Source organism: Cellulomonas sp. P1_G12_2 (genome assembly GCF_056405535.1).
The window spans coordinates 248,897-266,141 of record NZ_JBFUBX010000004.1; the positions used below are offsets into that span (position 1 = coordinate 248,897).

General features: G+C 73.1%; 16 protein-coding genes. 5 read left to right on the forward strand and 11 right to left on the reverse strand.

What is annotated here, in order from left to right:
* Positions 1 to 22: 22 nt before the first annotated feature.
* From AC1DXT_RS15160 to AC1DXT_RS15205, 10 genes are all read right to left on the reverse strand, one after another.
* Entirely contained in the window at positions 23 to 832 is an 810-nt protein-coding gene (locus AC1DXT_RS15160; RefSeq protein ID WP_477062129.1) for a class I SAM-dependent methyltransferase, read from the reverse strand.
* Entirely contained in the window at positions 829 to 1,518 is a 690-nt protein-coding gene (locus tag AC1DXT_RS15165; protein WP_477062130.1) for a lysophospholipid acyltransferase family protein, read from the reverse strand. Before AC1DXT_RS15165 ends, AC1DXT_RS15160 begins: the two co-directional genes overlap by 4 nt.
* On the reverse strand, positions 1,515 to 2,222 hold the full coding sequence (gene cmk / locus AC1DXT_RS15170) for a (d)CMP kinase (protein ID WP_477062131.1): 708 nt from the start codon (positions 2,220 to 2,222) through the stop codon (positions 1,515 to 1,517). The genes AC1DXT_RS15165 and cmk overlap by 4 nt, the downstream gene beginning before the upstream one ends.
* Complete coding sequence (locus AC1DXT_RS15175) at positions 2,204 to 3,313, reverse strand: prephenate dehydrogenase (protein ID WP_477062132.1); 1,110 nt, start codon at positions 3,311 to 3,313, stop codon at positions 2,204 to 2,206. The genes cmk and AC1DXT_RS15175 overlap by 19 nt, the downstream gene beginning before the upstream one ends.
* Positions 3,310 to 4,779: a pseudouridine synthase gene (locus AC1DXT_RS15180; RefSeq protein WP_477062133.1), complete on the reverse strand. Its 1,470-nt coding sequence runs from the start codon at positions 4,777 to 4,779 to the stop codon at positions 3,310 to 3,312. The genes AC1DXT_RS15175 and AC1DXT_RS15180 overlap by 4 nt, the downstream gene beginning before the upstream one ends.
* Positions 4,776 to 5,438, reverse strand: coding sequence for an SMC-Scp complex subunit ScpB (gene scpB, locus AC1DXT_RS15185; protein WP_477062134.1), 663 nt, complete (start codon positions 5,436 to 5,438; stop codon positions 4,776 to 4,778). Before scpB ends, AC1DXT_RS15180 begins: the two co-directional genes overlap by 4 nt.
* The gene (locus AC1DXT_RS15190; protein ID WP_477062135.1) at positions 5,435 to 6,364 is read right to left on the reverse strand and encodes a segregation and condensation protein A; all 930 of its coding nucleotides are present in this window, start codon (positions 6,362 to 6,364) and stop codon (positions 5,435 to 5,437) included. Before AC1DXT_RS15190 ends, scpB begins: the two co-directional genes overlap by 4 nt.
* Positions 6,333 to 7,148 (reverse strand): ParA family protein, encoded by an 816-nt coding sequence (locus AC1DXT_RS15195; protein WP_477062293.1) that lies wholly within the window; start codon positions 7,146 to 7,148, stop codon positions 6,333 to 6,335. Before AC1DXT_RS15195 ends, AC1DXT_RS15190 begins: the two co-directional genes overlap by 32 nt.
* A gap of 115 nt (positions 7,149 to 7,263) precedes the next feature.
* Positions 7,264 to 8,205 carry a site-specific tyrosine recombinase XerD gene (locus AC1DXT_RS15200; protein ID WP_477062136.1) on the reverse strand — a complete coding sequence of 314 codons (942 nt, stop codon included), beginning with the start codon at positions 8,203 to 8,205 and terminating at the stop codon, positions 7,264 to 7,266.
* A gap of 2 nt (positions 8,206 to 8,207) precedes the next feature.
* On the reverse strand, positions 8,208 to 9,122 hold the full coding sequence (locus AC1DXT_RS15205) for a heme o synthase (protein ID WP_477062137.1): 915 nt from the start codon (positions 9,120 to 9,122) through the stop codon (positions 8,208 to 8,210).
* Positions 9,123 to 9,498: 376 nt separating this feature from the next.
* On the opposite strand from AC1DXT_RS15205, the gene tkt reads away from it, so the two are divergent.
* The 5 genes from tkt to pgl all read left to right on the forward strand — a co-directional run bounded on the left by tkt (position 9,499) and on the right by pgl (position 16,777).
* The gene (tkt, locus tag AC1DXT_RS15210; protein WP_477062294.1) at positions 9,499 to 11,673 is read left to right on the forward strand and encodes a transketolase; all 2,175 of its coding nucleotides are present in this window, start codon (positions 9,499 to 9,501) and stop codon (positions 11,671 to 11,673) included.
* 64 nt (positions 11,674 to 11,737) lie between these two features.
* Complete coding sequence (gene tal, locus AC1DXT_RS15215; protein WP_477062138.1) at positions 11,738 to 12,880, forward strand: transaldolase; 1,143 nt, start codon at positions 11,738 to 11,740, stop codon at positions 12,878 to 12,880.
* Positions 12,877 to 14,418, forward strand: a complete 1,542-nt coding sequence (gene zwf, locus AC1DXT_RS15220) for a glucose-6-phosphate dehydrogenase (RefSeq protein WP_477062139.1) — start codon at positions 12,877 to 12,879, stop codon at positions 14,416 to 14,418. Before tal ends, zwf begins: the two co-directional genes overlap by 4 nt.
* Entirely contained in the window at positions 14,415 to 15,332 is a 918-nt protein-coding gene (locus tag AC1DXT_RS15225) for a glucose-6-phosphate dehydrogenase assembly protein OpcA (RefSeq protein WP_477062140.1), read from the forward strand. Before zwf ends, AC1DXT_RS15225 begins: the two co-directional genes overlap by 4 nt.
* Positions 15,329 to 16,777, forward strand: a complete 1,449-nt coding sequence (gene pgl, locus AC1DXT_RS15230) for a 6-phosphogluconolactonase (RefSeq protein WP_477062141.1) — start codon at positions 15,329 to 15,331, stop codon at positions 16,775 to 16,777. Before AC1DXT_RS15225 ends, pgl begins: the two co-directional genes overlap by 4 nt.
* Before the next feature lie 21 nt (positions 16,778 to 16,798).
* Here pgl and AC1DXT_RS15235 read toward each other — a convergent pair whose 3' ends face one another.
* A complete protein-coding gene (locus AC1DXT_RS15235; RefSeq protein ID WP_477062142.1) occupies positions 16,799 to 17,233 on the reverse strand; it encodes a VOC family protein in 435 nt (144 codons plus the stop codon).
* Positions 17,234 to 17,245: the final 12 nt, after the last annotated feature.

Here is a 17,245-nt window from a genome sequence, read left to right on the forward strand (position 1 = left end):
GACTACCAGCGCGAGAGCCCGGTCACGGGCGCCAGATCGCGGCCGCGACGTCGCGCGCCTGCTCAGAGAACGGCCCTGCGCCGAGGAGCTCGCGCAGGTCGCCTTCGAACGAACCCAGGCGCTCGCCGAAGAGGTGCGGAGCGGAGCTGGAGAGCGAGAGCACGGCGGCGACGACGTCGTCGGTGGTCCGCTCGACCACCTCGCTGCGCGCGACGACAAGGCGCTCTGGCCCCTGGTAACCGGCTGCGCGCATCACGTCCTCCTCGCCGCCCCGCGTCCCGTCCGGCAGGGTTCCGCGACCGGCACGACGCACCGGGCCGAGGTAGTCGGCGACGAGCCGGTCGATCCGGTCCCACGGTGGGCGCGGGTGCGGCAGCGGGAGGTCGCCGTCGACCCCGCGGTGCGTCATCGCGGACACGTGCACCCACGCGCCGCCGTCGTCGAGCATCGCGCGCACCCGGTCGGCGACCAGGGGCTGGTCCATCCAGTGGAAGGACTGCGCGAAGACGACGACCCGGAAGGTCCCGAGATCGGCGGGAAGGTCCTCCGCGCGCAGCTCGCGCCACCGCACCCGCGCCGGGCCGGCGATGCGCGCTGCCTCGCGGAGCATGTCGGGGTCCGGGTCGACCCCGACCGAGGCGGCGAACAGGGGCGCCAGCAGCAGGGTCAGCGAGCCCGGCCCGCAGCCGACGTCGAGCAGGCGGCCCGTGCCGTCCAGGCCGAGCGCGTCCCGCAATGCGTCCGCCAGCTCCCGCGGGTACGGCATGCGGCCGACGAGGTAGTGAGCGGCGGTGCCGGCGAACAGCGACCGGTCCCACTCCCACCCGGTCATCGCGGTGTGCGCTCGCGGTTCGGGTCGTCCGTGGGCAGGTCAAGGCCGGTGCGGGCGACCGCGCTGTCGACGAGCTCCGCGAGAGCGACACGGATCGCCTCGTTGGCCTGCTCCAGCGCCACCCGGCCGGACGTCCCCACGGCTCGCTCCAGGACGAGCGGCTCGCCGAACTCGATCGCCAGCCGACGCCGCAGACCGGGCACGTGACCGACCGACTCCCCCGTCCTGCGGGTGCCGAGCACCGCCACGGGCACCACCGGCGCATGACCGTTCAGGGCGAGCCAGGTGACCCCCGCCCGCGCGCTCGCCGCGTCCCCCTTGCCGCGGTTGCCCTCCGGGAACACGCCGACCACGCCGCCGCGGCGGAGCACGACGAGCGCGCTGTTCAGGGCGGAACGACCGCCGTCGTGCTCCACCGGGATCTGACCCGCGGCCCTCAGGACCGCGCCGACCGGACCCCAGAACATCTCCGACTTGACCAGCATGTGCGAGGGCCGGGGGGACACCCCCAGCACGATCGGGCCGTCGATGATGCCGGTGTGGTTCGCGGCGAACAGGACCGGGCCCTCGGTGGGGACCAGGTGGGAGCCCACGACCTGCGTGTTCCAGACCATGCGCGCCAGGAACCGGCCGATCCAGCGCGCCCACCGCGGGCCGCTCTCGGACGGGCCGACGGTCGTGCTCACGGGCGGGTGCCGACGACCGACTCGACGACGTCGAGCACGGCCTGCACGGTCTGGTCGAAGTTGAGGTGCGAGGAGTCGACGGTGACCACCCCGTCCGCGGCCTCGTGGAACTGCACCACGGTCGAGTCGTCGGCGTCGCGCCGGAGCACCTGGTCGCGCGTCGCCTCGACGGCGGCGGCGTCGTCGGAGCCGTGCACGTCCCGGGCGCGCCGGGCGAGCCGTGCATCCTCGCTCGCGGTCAGCAGCACCCGCACGTCCGCGTCGGGGGCGACGACCGTCGTGATGTCCCGGCCCTCCGCGACGATCCCACCGCGGGTGCGCGCCTCGTCGATGGCCTCACGCTGGAGCCGGCCGAGCTCGGCACGCACCTCCAGGTTGGTGGCGACCGCGCTGACGGCCGCCGAGATCGCGGTCTCGCGGATCGCCTGGCCGACGTCGACGCCGCCGACGTGCACGGTCGGGTCAGCCGGGTCGGTACCCATGACCAACGGCAACGCGCGCACCTGCGCGGCGACCGCGTCGACGTCCGTGAGCGGCACACCCTGCTCGAGGCACCACCACGTCGCCGCGCGGTACATCGCCCCGGTGTCGAGGTACGCCAGACCCAGCGCGCTCGCCACGCCCCGCGAGACGCTCGACTTCCCGGAACCGGAGGGTCCGTCGATCGCCACGACCATCGCCCTGCTCAACTCACCAGTCTCCATCCGCGGGCCGTCAGCTCCGCCTCGAGGTGCTCCACGCTGCCGGGCAGCACCGAGATCTCCGCCATGCCGACCGGTCGGCCGGCCGCGTGCTCGAGGTGCAGGTCCTCGAGGTTGACGCCCGCCTCGCCCACCTCGGTGAGCAGCCGCGCCAGCTCGCCCGGGGCGTCCGGCACCAGCACCGTGACCACGCCGTACGTGCGCTGCGCTCCACCGTGCTTGCCGGGGATCCGCGCGACGCCCGCGTTGCCGTCGGCGATCGCCTGGGCCAACGTGGCAAGCGCACCGAGCTCGACCGTCTCCGGACCGTCCGCCGCGGCGGCCTGGCGCAGAGCGTCGATCACGGTGTCGAGGTCGGTACGCAGCTCCACCAGGACGTCGCGCACGGCCGACGCGTTCGCCGCCAGGATCGACGTCCACAGTGCCGGGTCCGACGCCGCGAGACGCGTGACGTCCCGCAGGCCCTGCCCCGCGAGTCCGAGCGCGGCGTCGTCGGTCCCCCGCAGCCGCGCGGCGACGAGGCTCGCGGCCACCTGCGGCACGTGCGAGACGGCCGCGACCGCGGCGTCGTGCGCGTCGGCGTCCATCGTCACCGGCACCGCGCCGAGGTCCACGGCGAGCGCGCGCACGGCCAGCACCGCCTCGGGCGTCGACGCACCCGAGTCGGCGATCACCCACGGCCGCCCGAGGAACAGGTCCGGCACCGCGGCTGACGGTCCGGACCGCTCGCGCCCGGCCATCGGGTGGGAGCCGACGTACCGCGTGAGGTCCGCGCCCGCCGCCTTGAGCTCCGCGAGGACGTACCCCTTCACGCTCGCCACGTCGGTCACGACCGCGTCCGGGTACGCCGCGAGCTCTGCGAGCACCACGTCCGCCGTGACGTCCGGCGGGGCGGCGACGACGATCAACGTCGGCGCGACGTCCCCCGGGCGTGCCGGTCGTCCGGCACCCACGTCGCGGGCCAGCGCCAGGGCTGTGCGCGAGGGGTCGTGCAGGACCACCTCGACGCCGTGCGTGGCGAGCGCGAGTCCCACCGACGTGCCCAGCAGGCCGGTGCCGACGATCCGCACCGGCCCTCGCGTCGCCAGCGTCACATGCCCACCCGTGTCATCAGGGAGCCCACCTCGGTCTTCGAGAGCACGCGGGTGCGACCCGGCTTGAGGTCACCCAGGCGGATCGGGCCGATCTGCGTGCGGACGAGCTGCGTCACGGGGTAGCCCACCTCGTCGAAGATCCGCCGCACGATGCGGTTGCGGCCCTCGTGCAGCTCGATCTCCACCAGGCTGGCCTGCGGGGTGGTCTGGACGATCTGGAACTTGTCCACCTTGGCCAGGCCGTCCTCGAGCTCCACGCCCTTGATCAGCCGCGCGCCGAGCGAGGGTGTGACGCGCCCCTCGAGCTGGACAAGGTAGACCTTGGTGACGCCGTGCGACGGGTGTGACAGCCGGTTGGCCAGGTCGCCGTCGTTGGTCAGCAGGATCAGGCCCTCGGTCTCCGCGTCGAGCCGGCCGACGTGGAACAGCCGCTCCTCGCGGTCGGACACGAACTGCCCGATCGACGGCCGCCCCTCGGGGTCGTGCATCGTCGAGACGACGCCCTTCGGCTTGTTCAGCGCGATGGTGATGATCGACGAGTCCAGCTGCACGCGCATGCCGTCCACGTGGATCACGGCCGTCAGCGGGTCGACGCGCACGCCGAGCTCGAGCACCTTGTTGCCGTCGACCGTCACGCGACCCGCCGAGATGAGGTCCTCGCAGGACCGACGCGAGCCGAGGCCCGCCGCCGCGAGCACCTTCTGCAGACGCACGCCGTCGGGGTCGTGGACGTCGATCGTCACCTCGGGGGTGCGGGTCGGCTTCTTCGGCCGGCTCGACGCGCCGTCGGTGCGGGGGCGTCCGGTCCCGCCGCTGCGCGGGTAGCCGGTCCCGCTCTTCGGACGAGGTGCACCGCTGCGCGAGGGCGCACCAGGCCCACCGCGAGAGGCCCCACCGGTGGCACCGCGCGAGCCGCCACCGCTCGGCGCACCGCCCCGGGAGTCACCGCCCCGGTAGCCGCCGCCGTCTCGTGCGTCGCCGCCGCGGTATCCCCCGCTGTCCCGCGAGCCGCCAGCGGCGCTGCCGCCGCGGTACCCGTCGGAGCTGCCGCCCCGGGAGTCGCTGCCGCGCGACCCCCCGGCGCTGCCACCGCGGTACCCCTCGCTGCCGCGCGAGCCTCCGGTGCTGCCACCGCGGTACCCCTCGCTTCCGCGCGAGCCTCCGGTGCTGCCACCGCGGTACCCCTCGCCGCCGCGCGAGCCGCCCGTGCTGCCACCCCGGTAGCCCTCACCGCCGCCCGTGCTCCCCCGGTAGCCCTCTCCGCCACCGGCTCCGCGGTAGCCGCCGCCGGACCCGCCGGTGCTGCCACCCCGGTAGCCGCCGGCGCTGCCGCCGCGGCTCGCCCCTGACCCGCCACCCCCGCGCGGTGCGCCCGATCCGCTGCCGCCCCGAGGCGCGCCGCTCCTGCCGCCGGACTGGCCACCGGACGAACCGGAGCCACCTGACCGTCGTTCCTGCGGGCTCATCTGTTGTCTCCGATCGCCTGGTCGACACCCTCGAAGGAGTCGATGTCCGGCAGGTAGGGCGCGAGCGGGGGCATCTCGTCCAGGTTGGACAGCCCCATCCGCTCCAAGAAGTATCCCGTGGTCTGGTAGAGCACCGCACCGCTGGACGGATCGGTGCCCACCTCGGCCACGAGCCCGCGCGTGGTCAGCGTGCGCACGACACCGTCGACGTTGACGCCACGGACCGCGGACACCTGCCCGCGGGTGACCGGCTGGCGATAGGCGATGACGGCCAGCGTCTCGAGTGCGGCCTGCGTGAGGCGGGCCGTCTGCCCCTCGAGCACGAACCGGCCGACGACGTCCGCGTAGGCGGGTGCCGAGTAGATCCGCCAGCCGTCCCCCACCCGTCGCACCTCGAACCCGCGCGGCCGACCGCCGCGCTCGCCGCGGTACTCGGCGGCGAGCTCGTCCAGGAGCGCCTCGACCCGCGCGGTCGGCAGCGCCATCACGGTCGCCAGCCGGACGGCCGCGATGGGCTCGTCGGCCACCATGAGGACCGCCTCGAGCGCCGCCAGGGCGCCACCGGGCAGGTCGTCGACGTCGAACGCGAGCTCGTCGGCCGCGGCCGTCTCCGACTCCGGCTCCGTCTGGTCGTCCTCGGGCACCGTCTGCTCGGTCATGCGTCCTCCTCGGCTGCCCCGTCGCGGGCCAGCTCTGCGTCGAGTGTGGTGTCGAGCGTGTCGAAGTCGTCGGACACCTCGATCTCGCCCTCCTCGGAGCCCGTCCACCGCACGGTCAGCTCCCCCAGCGGGGTGACCTGGTCGAACGCGACCGCACCCTCCCGGAAGAGCTCGAGCAGGGCCAGGAACCGGGCGACGACGACCACCGTCGCGCCCGCGTCGGCGGTCAGCGTGCGAAACGACATCGCCCCGCCGTGCCGGAGGCGGTCGACCAGCACGGCGGCCTGCTCCCGGACGCTGACGGCGGGGGCGTGCAGGTGGCTGATGTCGACGCCGGGCGGTGCCGGCTTGGGCTGCTCCGCCTTCGCCGCCAGCGCCGCCAGCTGCTCCGGGCCGATCTGCCAGACCAGCTCGGGCAGCAGCGCCGCCAGGTGCGGCTCGAGGGAGACGAGTCGCGGGAACCGCCGGCCCTCGGTGGCGAACCGTTCCGCCAGGTCTGCCGCGACCAGCTTGTACGCGCGGTACTGCAGCAGCCGGGCGAAGAGCAGGTCGCGGGCCTCGAGCAGCTCCAGGTCCTCCGCGTCCTCGACGTCGGCGGACGGCAGCAGCCGGGCGGCCTTGAGGTCCAGCAGGGTGGCGGCGATGACCAGGAACTCGCTGGCCTGCCCGAGGTCCCACTGCTTCTCGGCGCCGCGGATGTGGGCGATGAACTCGTCGGTGACCTGCGCGAGCGCGACCTCGGTGATGTCGAGCTTGTGCTTGGCGATCAGGCCGAGGAGCAGGTCGAACGGACCGCTGAAGTTGGTGAGGTGGACCTCGAACGCACTCGTGCCCACGGGCGCGCTCGCACCCGTCGGACCGGAGGCCGACTGCTCGGGCGGGACCGCGCGCTCGTCAGGCGGCGTCGCCACGGGCGACGAGCTCACGTGCCAGCTGACGGTAGGCCGCCGCACCGGAGTGCGTCGGGGCGTACGTGGTGATCGGCTCGGCGGCGACGGTGGCGTCGGGGAACTTCACCGTGCGGCTGATCACCGTGTGCAGCAGGTTGTCGCCGAACGCCTCGCTGACCCGGGCGACGACCTCACGGGCGTGCAGGGTGCGGGGGTCGTACATCGTCGCGACGATGCCGTCGACCTCGAGCCGCGGGTTGAGCCGGTCGCGGACCTTCTCGATGGTCTCCACGAGCAGTGCGACGCCGCGCAGGGCGAAGAACTCGCACTCCAGCGGGATGAGCACGCCGTGCGCGGCGGTGAGGGCGTTGACGGTGAGCAGGCCGAGCGACGGCTGGCAGTCGATCATCACGACGTCGTAGTCGTCGAGGATCGGGCGCAGCGTCCGGGCCAGCACGGACTCGCGGGCCACCTCGCCGACCAGCTGCACCTCGGCAGCCGACAGGTCGATGTTGGCCGGCAGCAGGTCGAGGCCCGGGGTCGCGGTGTGCTGGATGATCGCGCGGATGTCCGCGTCCCGCTCCATGAGCAGGTTGTAAACCGTGCGGTCCAGCTCGTGCGGGCTGATGCCGAGACCCACCGAGGCGGCGCCCTGCGGGTCGAAGTCGACGATGAGCACCTTGCGGCCGTACTCGGCGAGCGCGGCGGCCAGGTTGATGGTGGTCGTCGTCTTGCCGACGCCACCCTTCTGGTTGCACAGCGCGATCACGCGCGCGGGACCGTGGGAGGCGAGCGGAGGGGGCTCGGGGAACGCGGGCATCGGCCGCCCGACGGCGTCGAGCTGCGGGTCGGTCGTCTGCTGGCTCACCACGCGGGACAACCTACCGGAGCACGGCCCCCGATGACCGCGCGACAGTCCGTGGGGCGCGTGATGCTCATCGCGCCCGGGGGTGCGACGCCGCGTAGACCTCGCGCAGCGTGTCTGCGGTGACCATCGTGTAGATCTGGGTCGTCGTCACGGACGCGTGCCCGAGGAGTTCCTGGACCACCCGCACGTCGGCTCCCCCGGCCAGCAGGTGCGTGGCGAACGAGTGCCGGAGCGTGTGCGGCGAGATGTGCTCGGCACCCGCCAGTCCCGCGCGCTCCGCCGCCACGCGCAGCACCGCCCACGCGCTCTGCCGACTGAGCCGGGCGCCCCGGGTGTTGAGGAAGACCCCCGGCGACCCGCCCCTGCTCCCGACGGACAGGGCGGGCCGTGCCCGGACGAGGTACGCCTCCACCGCGTCGAGCGCGAACGTGCCCAGCGGCACCACCCGCTCCTTGCTGCCCTTGCCGAACAGCCGGACGGACGCGCGCCCGGGCGTCCGGTCGAGGTCGTCCACGTCCAGGCCGACCGCCTCGGAGATGCGTGCACCGGTCCCGTACACGAGCTCGAGGAGCGCGCGGTCCCGCAGCGGCACCGGGCCGTCGCCGAGGCCGGCCGCGTCCAGCAGGCGCTCGACGTCGCCGACGGAGATCGCCTTCGGGAGCCGCTTCGGCTGCGCGGGGGGCTTCACGGCCCGCGCGGGGTCCTGACCGGTGACGCCGTCGAGCAGCAGGAACCGGTGCCAGCCGCGCACCGCGACGACGATGCGGGCGGCCGACGAGGCGGACAGCGCGGTGCGGCCGTCCGAGCCGGTGCGGACCGCGAGCAGGAAGTCCTCGACGTCGAGCTCGGCGACGTCCGAGGGCTCGCGGCAGCCGCGGGTCTCGAGGAAGGCGGTGTACCGGGTCAGGTCGCGGCGGTAGGCGAGCAGCGTGTTGGTGGACAGGCCGCGCTCGACGGTCAGGTGGGCGAGGTAGAGCTCCAGCGCCGAGTCGATCGCGGTCGTAGTCACGCTCAGAGGGGCAGGAACACGTCCACCGCGATCGCGACGGACAGCAGGGTGAGGTAGGTGATCGAGGCGTGGAACACGCGCATCGCGTGCAGCTTGCCCGACTCCGGGTGCTCCGCGCGGCGCAGCAGGCCGATGCAGGACCAGAGGAACCAGATCCCGAGGGCCAGGGCGGCGACGCCGTACACCCAGGTCATGCCCTGCACCGGGACGAGCAGCAGGGAGCAGGCGATCATCGCGACCGTGTACGCGATCATCTCGCGCGCGACCCGGGTGTCCTTGGCCACGACCGGGAGCATCGGGACGCCCGCGGCGGCGTAGTCCTTGCGGAACTTCATCGACAGCGGCCAGTAGTGCGGCGGGGTCCAGAAGAAGATCACCCCGAACAGGAGGGCAGCCGTCCAGGAGACGCCACCGGTGACGGCGGACCAGCCGATCAGGACGGGCATGCAGCCGGCCGCGCCACCCCACACGATGTTCTGCGACGTGCGGCGCTTGAGGATCATGGTGTAGCCGACGACGTAGATGAGGATCGCCGCGGCGGTGAGCCACGCGGACGCGGGGTTGACCATCAGGGCGAGCCAGGTCAGCGAGAGCACGCCGAGCGCGAGCCCGAAGATCAGCGCCGCCCGGGGAGACACCTGCCCGGTGACGATCGGCCGCCGCTTGGTGCGGTTCATGATCTTGTCGATGTCGCGGTCGAGGTAGCAGTTCAGCACGTTGGCCGACCCGGCAGCGGCGGCTCCACCGACGAGGGTCGCGAGCACCAGGCCGAAGCTCGGGAAGCCGCCCTGCGCCAGGATCATCGTCGGCAGCGTGGTGACGAGCAGCAGCTCGATCACGCGCGGCTTGGTCAGCGCGACGTAGGGCCCGACCGTCCGGCGCACGCGGGCCAGCGGGCCGCTCGGGGCGACGGTCACCGTCGTGTCAGCGGGCCCCGGGGTCGACGCGGAGGACGCTCCGGCGTCGTCGACTGACAGGGGGCTGCTGAGGCGCACGCGCTGCGGGTCCGTTCGTGTTCCAGGCGGGATGGGTCGCGCAGCCATGCTACGGCCTACGTCTGCGACGGGGCGCGACGCACCCGGTGGATCGCCGTCGCGTCCGGTGTGAGATCGGTCGCTCGGCCCCGGGGATGGTCACGCCCGGCACCCTCACCCCGGTGCGCTATAAGGTCGGATCGCACGGTCCGACGACCGCCGCGACGGCGCGACGTCCCACCTGCCCGGCATCCCGACGCGGATGTCGATCTCGTTCGACACGACACCCGGCCCCCTGCTCGGGTGGAAAAGAGGTGCGGTGAACGCGAAGGCTCCCTTGGCCCAGACGGTCGGTTGGACCGACGTCGACCTGCGGGCGGTGGACACCGTGCGTGTCCTGGCCGCCGACGCGGTCGAGAAGGTGGGCAACGGCCATCCGGGGACGGCGATCAGCCTGGCTCCGGCGGCCTACCTGCTCTACCAGAACGTGCTGCGCCACGACCCGGCGGACCCGCACTGGCTCGGCCGTGACAGGTTCATCCTGTCCGCCGGGCACTCCAGCCTCACCCAGTACATCCAGCTCTACCTCGCCGGCTTCGGCCTGGAGCTCGAGGACCTCGAGGCGCTGCGCACCTGGGGCTCGAAGACTCCGGGGCACCCCGAGTACAAGCACACGACCGGTGTGGAGATCACCACCGGTCCCCTCGGCCAGGGCCTGGCGTCCGCGGTCGGCTTCGCCATGGCGGCGCGGCGCGAGCGCGGGCTGCTCGACCCCGAGGCGGCTCCGGGCACCAGCCCGTTCGACCACTTCGTCTACGTCATCGCCTCCGACGGTGACCTGCAGGAGGGCGTGACCTCCGAGGCGTCGTCCATCGCGGGCACGCAGGAGCTGGGCAACCTCATCGTGGTGTGGGACGACAACCACATCTCGATCGAGGGCGACACCGAGATCGCGTTCACCGAGGACGTCGTCGCGCGCTACGAGGCGTACGGCTGGCACGTGCAGTTCGTCGACTGGACCGGCGGCCCGGACGGCTACCGCGAGGACGTCGACGCCCTGCACGCCGCGATCGAGGCGGCCAAGGCCGTCACCGACCGCCCGTCGTTCATCGGCCTGCGCACGCTCATCGCGTGGCCGACGCCGACCAAGACGAACGACCACTCGTCGCACGGCTCCAAGCTCGGCGGCGAGGCGATCCGCGGGCTCAAGGAGCTGCTCGGCTTCGACCCGGAGAAGACCTTCGAGGTCGACCCCGAGGTCATCGCGCACACCCGCGGGCTCTCGGCCCGCACGGCGACGGTCAAGGCCGAGTGGCAGAGCGCGTTCGACGCGTGGCGCACGGCCAACCCCGAGAACGCGACCCTCCTGGACCGGCTCGTCGCGGGAGACCTTCCCGACGGCTGGTCCGACTCGCTCCCGGTGTTCCCGGCGGGCAAGTCCGTCGCCACGCGCGCCGCGTCCGGCGAGGTGCTCAGCGCGCTGGCCCCCGTGCTGCCCGAGCTCTGGGGCGGCTCGGCCGACCTGGCCGGCTCCAACAACACGACCATGAAGGGCGAGCCGTCCTTCATCCCCGCCAAGCGCTCGACGCACGAGTTTTCCGGGGACGAGTTCGGCCGCACGCTGCACTTCGGCATCCGCGAGCACGCCATGGGCGCGATCCTGTCGGGCATCCGCCTGCACGGTCTGACCCGGCCGTACGGCGGGACGTTCTTCACGTTCAGCGACTACATGCGCGGCTCCGTCCGACTGGCCTCGCTCATGGGCGTGCCGGCGATCTACGTGTGGACGCACGACTCCATCGGACTGGGTGAGGACGGCCCGACGCACCAGCCGATCGAGCACCTCGCCGCGGTCCGCGCCATCCCCGGCCTGACCGTCGTGCGACCGGCCGACGCCAACGAGACCGCTGCCGCGTGGGCAGCGATCCTCGCGCACACCGACGGTCCGGTCGGCCTCATCCTCACGCGGCAGAACGTCCCGACGTTCCCCCGCGGCGAGGACGGGTTCGCGACCACGGAGGGCGTCGCCCGCGGCGCGTACGTGCTGCTCGAGGCGAGCTCCGGCACGCCGGACGTGATCCTCGTCGGCACCGGGTCCGAGGTCCAGCTCGCCGTCGCGGCGCGCGAGACGCTCGAGGCCGCCGGCGTGGCCACCCGCGTGGTGTCCGCCCCGTCGCTGGAGTGGTTCGCCGAGCAGGACGAGGACTACCGCCAGTCGGTCCTGCCCTCGTCCGTCAAGGCACGAGTGTCGGTCGAGGCCGGCATCTCGCTGTCGTGGCACAAGCTCGTCGGCGACGCCGGCCGCTCGGTCTCGATCGAGCACTACGGGGCGTCGGCCGATGCCGACACGCTCTTCCGCGAGTTCGGGTTCACGCCCGAGGCGGTCGTCGCGGCTGCGCACGAGTCGATCGCGGCAGCCCGCGGCGGCGCAGGCCCCGCGAGCACCGCCGGTCTGCCCGAGAACGTGGGGCTGACGGGCGACCAGCAGGTCTAGGTCTGAACGGGCTCGCCGGCCCCGGTCGCGMCCGGGGCCGGCGGGCGGGAGAAGGGGATCGACCATGGCACCGAGCAGCACCCCTCTGGCACGGCTGGCTGAGGCCGGCGTCGCGATCTGGCTCGACGACCTCTCGCGTGAACGCCTGCGCACCGGGAACCTCGCCGAGCTGGTGGCGGACAAGGGCGTGGTCGGGGTGACCACGAACCCGTCGATCTTCGCCAGCGCACTGTCGAAGGGCGACGCCTACGACGAGCAGCTGCGCGAGCTCGCCGCGGACGGTGCCGACGTCGACACGGCGGTCTTCCGCATCACCACCGACGACGTCCGCCAGGCGGCCGACATCCTGCGTCCCGTCTACGACGCCACCGACGGCGTGGACGGTCGGGTCTCGATCGAGGTCGACCCGAGGCTCGCCAAGGACACCGACGGGACGATCGCGTCCGCGAAGTCGCTGTGGTCGACCGTCGACCGCCCGAACGTCTTCATCAAGATCCCGGCCACCCTCGAGGGGCTGCCGGCCATCACCGCGGTGCTCGCCGAGGGGATCAGCGTGAACGTCACCCTGATCTTCTCGCTCGAGCGGTACGGCGCGGTCCTCGACGCGTTCCAGAGCGGACTCGAGAAGGCGCAGGCGAACGGGCACGACCTGGCTCCGATCGCCTCGGTCGCCTCGTTCTTCGTCTCCCGCGTCGACACCGCGATCGACCCGCGGCTCGACGCGATCGGCACGCCCGAGGCCGCGGCTCTGCGGGGCAAGGCGGCGATCGCGAACGCCCGGCTCGCCTACGGCCTGTACCAGGAGGTCGTCGCGGGCGACCGCTGGGCCGCCCTGGCCGCCGCCGGCGCGCACCCGCAGCGACCGCTGTGGGCCTCGACGGGTGTCAAGGACAAGGCCTACCCCGACACGCTGTACGTCGACGAGCTGGTCGTGGCGGGCGTGGTCAACACGATGCCCGAGGCCACGCTGAACGCCGTCGCGGACCACGGCGGCGACGCGCACGACACGGTCACCGGCACGCGCCAGGAGGCGGAGGCCGTGATCGCGGGTCTGCGCGACCTCGGCATCGACATCGACGAGGTCACCGAGCAGCTGGAGGTCGAGGGCGTGGACAAGTTCACGGCGAGCTGGGGCGATCTCCTGGGCACCGTCTCGGACGGACTCACGGGCGCCGCCCAGCAGAACCAGACCGGGGTCGCCAGGTGAGCCCGAGCAAGGTGTCCGCGGGCAACAACCCGCTGCGCGACCCGCGCGACCGCCGTCTCCCCCGCATCGCCGGCCCCTGCGGGCTCGTCATCTTCGGCGTCACGGGGGACCTGGCGCGCAAGAAGCTCATGCCGGCCGTGTACGACCTGACCAACCGCGGGCTGCTCCCCCCCGGCTTCGCGCTGACGGGGTTCGCCCGCCGCGACTGGGCGACGCAGGACTTCGCGCAGATCGTGCACGACTCGGTCAAGGAGTACGCCCGCACGCCGTTCCGTGAGGCCACCTGGCGCCAGCTGTCCGAGGGCATCCGGTTCGTGCAGGGGACCTTCGACGACGACGACGCGTTCGACCGGCTGCGCGACACCGTCGAGGAGCTCGACGTGTCCCGCGGCACCGGCGGCAACCACGCGTTCTACCTCTCGGTCCCGCCCAGCTCGTTCCCGGTGGTCTGCAAGCAGCTCGCCCGCTCGGGCCTCTCCCAGCCGTCGGACGGCACCTGGCGACGGGTGGTCATCGAGAAGCCGTTCGGCCACGACCTGGCCAGCGCCCGCGAGCTCAACGACATCGTGTCCGACGTGTTCCGGCCGGACGACATCTTCCGGATCGACCACTACCTGGGCAAGGAGACGGTCCAGAACCTGCTGGCGCTGCGCTTCGCCAACCAGCTGTACGAGCCCATCTGGAACGCCAACTACGTGGACCACGTCCAGATCACCATGGCCGAGGACATCGGCATCGGCGGGCGGGCCGGGTACTACGACGGCATCGGCGCGGCCCGGGACGTCATCCAGAACCATCTCATGCAGCTCCTGGCGCTCACCGCGATGGAGGAGCCGGCGTCGTTCGAGGCCGAGGGTCTGCGGGCGGAGAAGATCAAGGTTCTCTCCGCGGTCAAGCTCCCTCGCGACATCGGCAAGCACACCGCGCGCGGGCAGTACGCGGCCGGGTGGCAGGGCGGCGAGAAGGTCGTCGGCTACCTCGAGGAGGAGGGCTTCAACCCGGAGTCCACCACCGAGACGTTCGCGGCGATCCGCGTCGACATCGACAACCGCCGCTGGGCCGGGGTGCCGTTCTACCTGCGCACCGGCAAGCGCCTGGGTCGTCGCGTCACGGAGATCGCCGTGGTCTTCAAGCGCGCTCCGCACCTCCCGTTCGAGTCCACCGCCACGGAGGAGCTGGGCAAGAACGCCCTGGTCATCCGCGTGCAGCCCGACGAGGGCGTGACGCTGCGGTTCGGCGCCAAGGTGCCCGGCACGGCCATGGAGGTGCGCGACGTCACCATGGACTTCGGGTACGGGCACGCGTTCACGGAGTCCTCCCCGGAGGCCTACGAGCGGCTCATCCTGGACGTCCTGCTGGGCGACCCGCCGCTGTTCCCGCGGCACGAAGAGGTCGAGCTGTCCTGGAAGGTGCTCGACCCGATCACCGCCTACTGGGCCAAGCAGGGCAAGCCCGACGAGTACCGGTCCGGCACCTGGGGACCGGAGTCGGCGGACAAGATGATGGCGCGCGACGGACGAGCCTGGAGGCGGCCATGATCATCGAGATGCCCAGCACCACCACCCGGGACATCAACAAGCGGCTCCTCAAGGAGCGCGACGAGGGCGGCGCGATCGCCCTCGGACGCGTGCTGACGCTCATCATCCCGGTGGGCGACCACGACCCAGACGAGGCGATCGACGCGGCCAACGACGCCAGCCGCGAGCACCCGTGCCGCGTCATCGTCATTGCCAACGACACCAAGGACCGCGCGTCCAACCTGGACGCGCAGATCCGCCTCGGGGGCGATGCCGGGGCAAGCGAGGTGCTGGTGCTGCGCCCGTCCGGCCAGCTCGAGCGCCACCTGGACACCCTGGTGATCCCGCTGCTGCTGCCCGACGCGCCGATCGTGGCGTGGTGGCCGTACGAGATCCCCGACAACGTCGCCGAGCACCCGATCGGCAAGATGGCGGCGCGGCGGATCACCGACTCCACGCAGGTGGCACGTCCGAACGCCGCACTGCGCAAGCTGGCCGCGTCCCACGTCGACGGCAACACCGACCTGGCCTGGACGCGCGCGACCCTGTGGCGCGGACTCATCGCGGCGACCCTCGACCAGCCGCCGTTCGAGCCCGTGCACAAGGCCGTCGTCGTGGGCGAGAGCACGCACCCGTCGGTCGACCTCATGGCCGCGTGGCTCGCGTACGCGCTGCGCTGCCCGGTGGAGATCGAGCGCATCAAGGACGCCCCCGCGATCACGCAGGTGCGGCTGGAGCGGTCGTCGGGCGACATCGTGCTCGACCGGCCCGACGGCAAGACAGCGGCGCTGCGCCAGCCCGACCAGCCCGAGCACCGGATCGCCCTGCCCATCCGCCAGCTGCGCGAGTGCCTGGCGGAGGAGCTGCGCCGGCTCGACGCGGACGAGGTCTACGGCGAGGTGCTGCTGAAGGGCCTCGCAAGGATCGACGCGTGAACCGCGACGTCGTCGTCCACCCGGACGCGCGCGTGCTGGCCGAGTCCGTGGCGGCCCGCCTGCTCACGCACCTGGTCGACGTGCAGTCGCACCGCTCCCCCGTCCACGTGGTCGTCACGGGCGGCACGGTGGGCATCGCGTCGCTCGCGGCCGTCGCGGCGAGCCCGGTCCGCGACGCGGTCGACTGGTCCGGCGTGCACGTCTGGTGGGGCGACGAGCGCTTCCTGCCCGCAGGTGACGCCGAACGCAACGAGACGCAGGCGCGCGACGCCCTCCTCGACGCGCTGGGCGACGCCCTGCCGGCCGAGAACGTGCACCCGATGCCGGCGCGCAGCGACGACGTCCCGACGCCCGAGGCGGCCGCCGAGGCCTACGCGGCGGAGTTCGCCGAGGCCGGCTCCCCCGCGTTCGACGTGGTGCTCCTCGGGATGGGGCCGGACGGTCACGTCGCCTCGCTGTTCCCCGGGCACGAGGCGCTCGACGTGACCGGCCGCACCACGGTCGGCGTGCACGGCTCCCCCAAGCCGCCCCCGGAGCGGGTCTCGCTGACGTTCGACGCGATCCGTGCCGCGCGGGAGGTCTGGGTGGTCGCGGCCGGCGCGGAGAAGGCCGACGCCGTCGCCTCGGCGCTGCGCGGGGTCCCGGTCTCGACGACGCCCGCCGCCGGGGCCCTGGGCACCGAGCGGACGCTCTGGCTGGTCGACGTCGCCGCGACGGAGCGCCTCGGCACGCCGTCCGCCATCTCCACCACGGCCGCAGCCTTCCCCGCGGCCCCGCAGACGCCTACCGAGCTCTGGACGCAGGTCGACCACTACTTCTCGGTCCTCGCGCCCGAGGACGTCGCCCTGGTCGAGACGCGGCACGCGGCCACGGCCGGCGGGCTTCCGGACATCGCCGTCGCTCCGAACCAGGGCAAGCTGCTGCACCTGCTCGCCCAGCTGACGGGGGCGCGCAGGATCCTCGAGGTCGGCACGCTCGGCGGCTACAGCACCCTGTGGCTCGCCCGTGCCCTGCCCGCGGACGGCCGCCTGACCACCCTGGAGATCGATCCCGAGCACGCTCGGGTCGCCACCGACTCGCTCACGCAGGCGGGGGTCGACGCCCTGGTGGACGTCCTCGTGGGGCCTGCCGCGGACACGCTGGACGGGCTGATCGCTGACGGCAGCGAGCCGTACGACCTCGTGTTCATCGACGCCGACAAGCAGTCGATCCCCCGCTACCTCGAGCAGGCCCTGGAGCTCACGCACCCGGGCTCGGTGGTCGTCGTCGACAACGTCGTCCGCGGCGGTGCGGTCCTGGACGCGGACCACACCGACGAGCGGGTGCAGGGCGTCCGCCGCATGGTCGACCTGCTCACCGACCACCCCCGCTACGACGCCACGGTCGTGCAGACGGTCGGCAGCAAGGGCTACGACGGCTTCGCGCTGCTGCGGGTGGTCGGCTAGGCCTCCGGACCCCCCGACGGCTCAGCGGTCGGGGTGCGGTGCCAGTGGCGACCGGTCCCCGACCAGCCACAGGTGCCCGAACAGGTCGACGAACCCGCCCTGCCGGTGCGTGCCCCACGGCATCTGGTGGTCACGGACCTCGTCGACGCTGCCGTCGGCGCCGGCGGCGACCGCGCGGGCGACGAAAACGTCCGGGTCGTCGACGAAGATCTCGACGCGGACCGTGCGGCCGCCGAGCACGGCCGGTGTGTCCCACCCGTTGCCCTCCGGCTGGCCGAGGAAGAACGGCGCGCCGGCGATGCTGAGGCCGACGACGCTCCCCAGGTCCCACAACGTGGTGGCGCCCACCGCCTCGGCGTACCAGCGTGCCGCCGCGCCGGCGTCCTGCACGGCGAGCATCACCGAGAGGACCGGCATCTCGGCGGGCGGGTCGTGACGAGGGCTCTCGCCACTCACGACAGGGGCAGG

Coding starts and splice junctions, on each gene's coding strand:
- AC1DXT_RS15225 (WP_477062140.1), top strand. CDS start 14,415: ATGATCATCGAGATGCCCAGCACCACCACCCGGGACATCAACAAGCGG.
- scpB (WP_477062134.1), bottom strand. CDS start 5,438: ATGACCGAGCAGACGGTGCCCGAGGACGACCAGACGGAGCCGGAGTCG.
- AC1DXT_RS15180 (WP_477062133.1), bottom strand. CDS start 4,779: ATGAGCCCGCAGGAACGACGGTCAGGTGGCTCCGGTTCGTCCGGTGGC.
- tal (WP_477062138.1), top strand. CDS start 11,738: ATGGCACCGAGCAGCACCCCTCTGGCACGGCTGGCTGAGGCCGGCGTC.
- AC1DXT_RS15195 (WP_477062293.1), bottom strand. CDS start 7,148: ATGCCCGCGTTCCCCGAGCCCCCTCCGCTCGCCTCCCACGGTCCCGCG.
- AC1DXT_RS15160 (WP_477062129.1), bottom strand. CDS start 832: ATGACCGGGTGGGAGTGGGACCGGTCGCTGTTCGCCGGCACCGCCGCT.
- cmk (WP_477062131.1), bottom strand. CDS start 2,222: ATGGAGACTGGTGAGTTGAGCAGGGCGATGGTCGTGGCGATCGACGGA.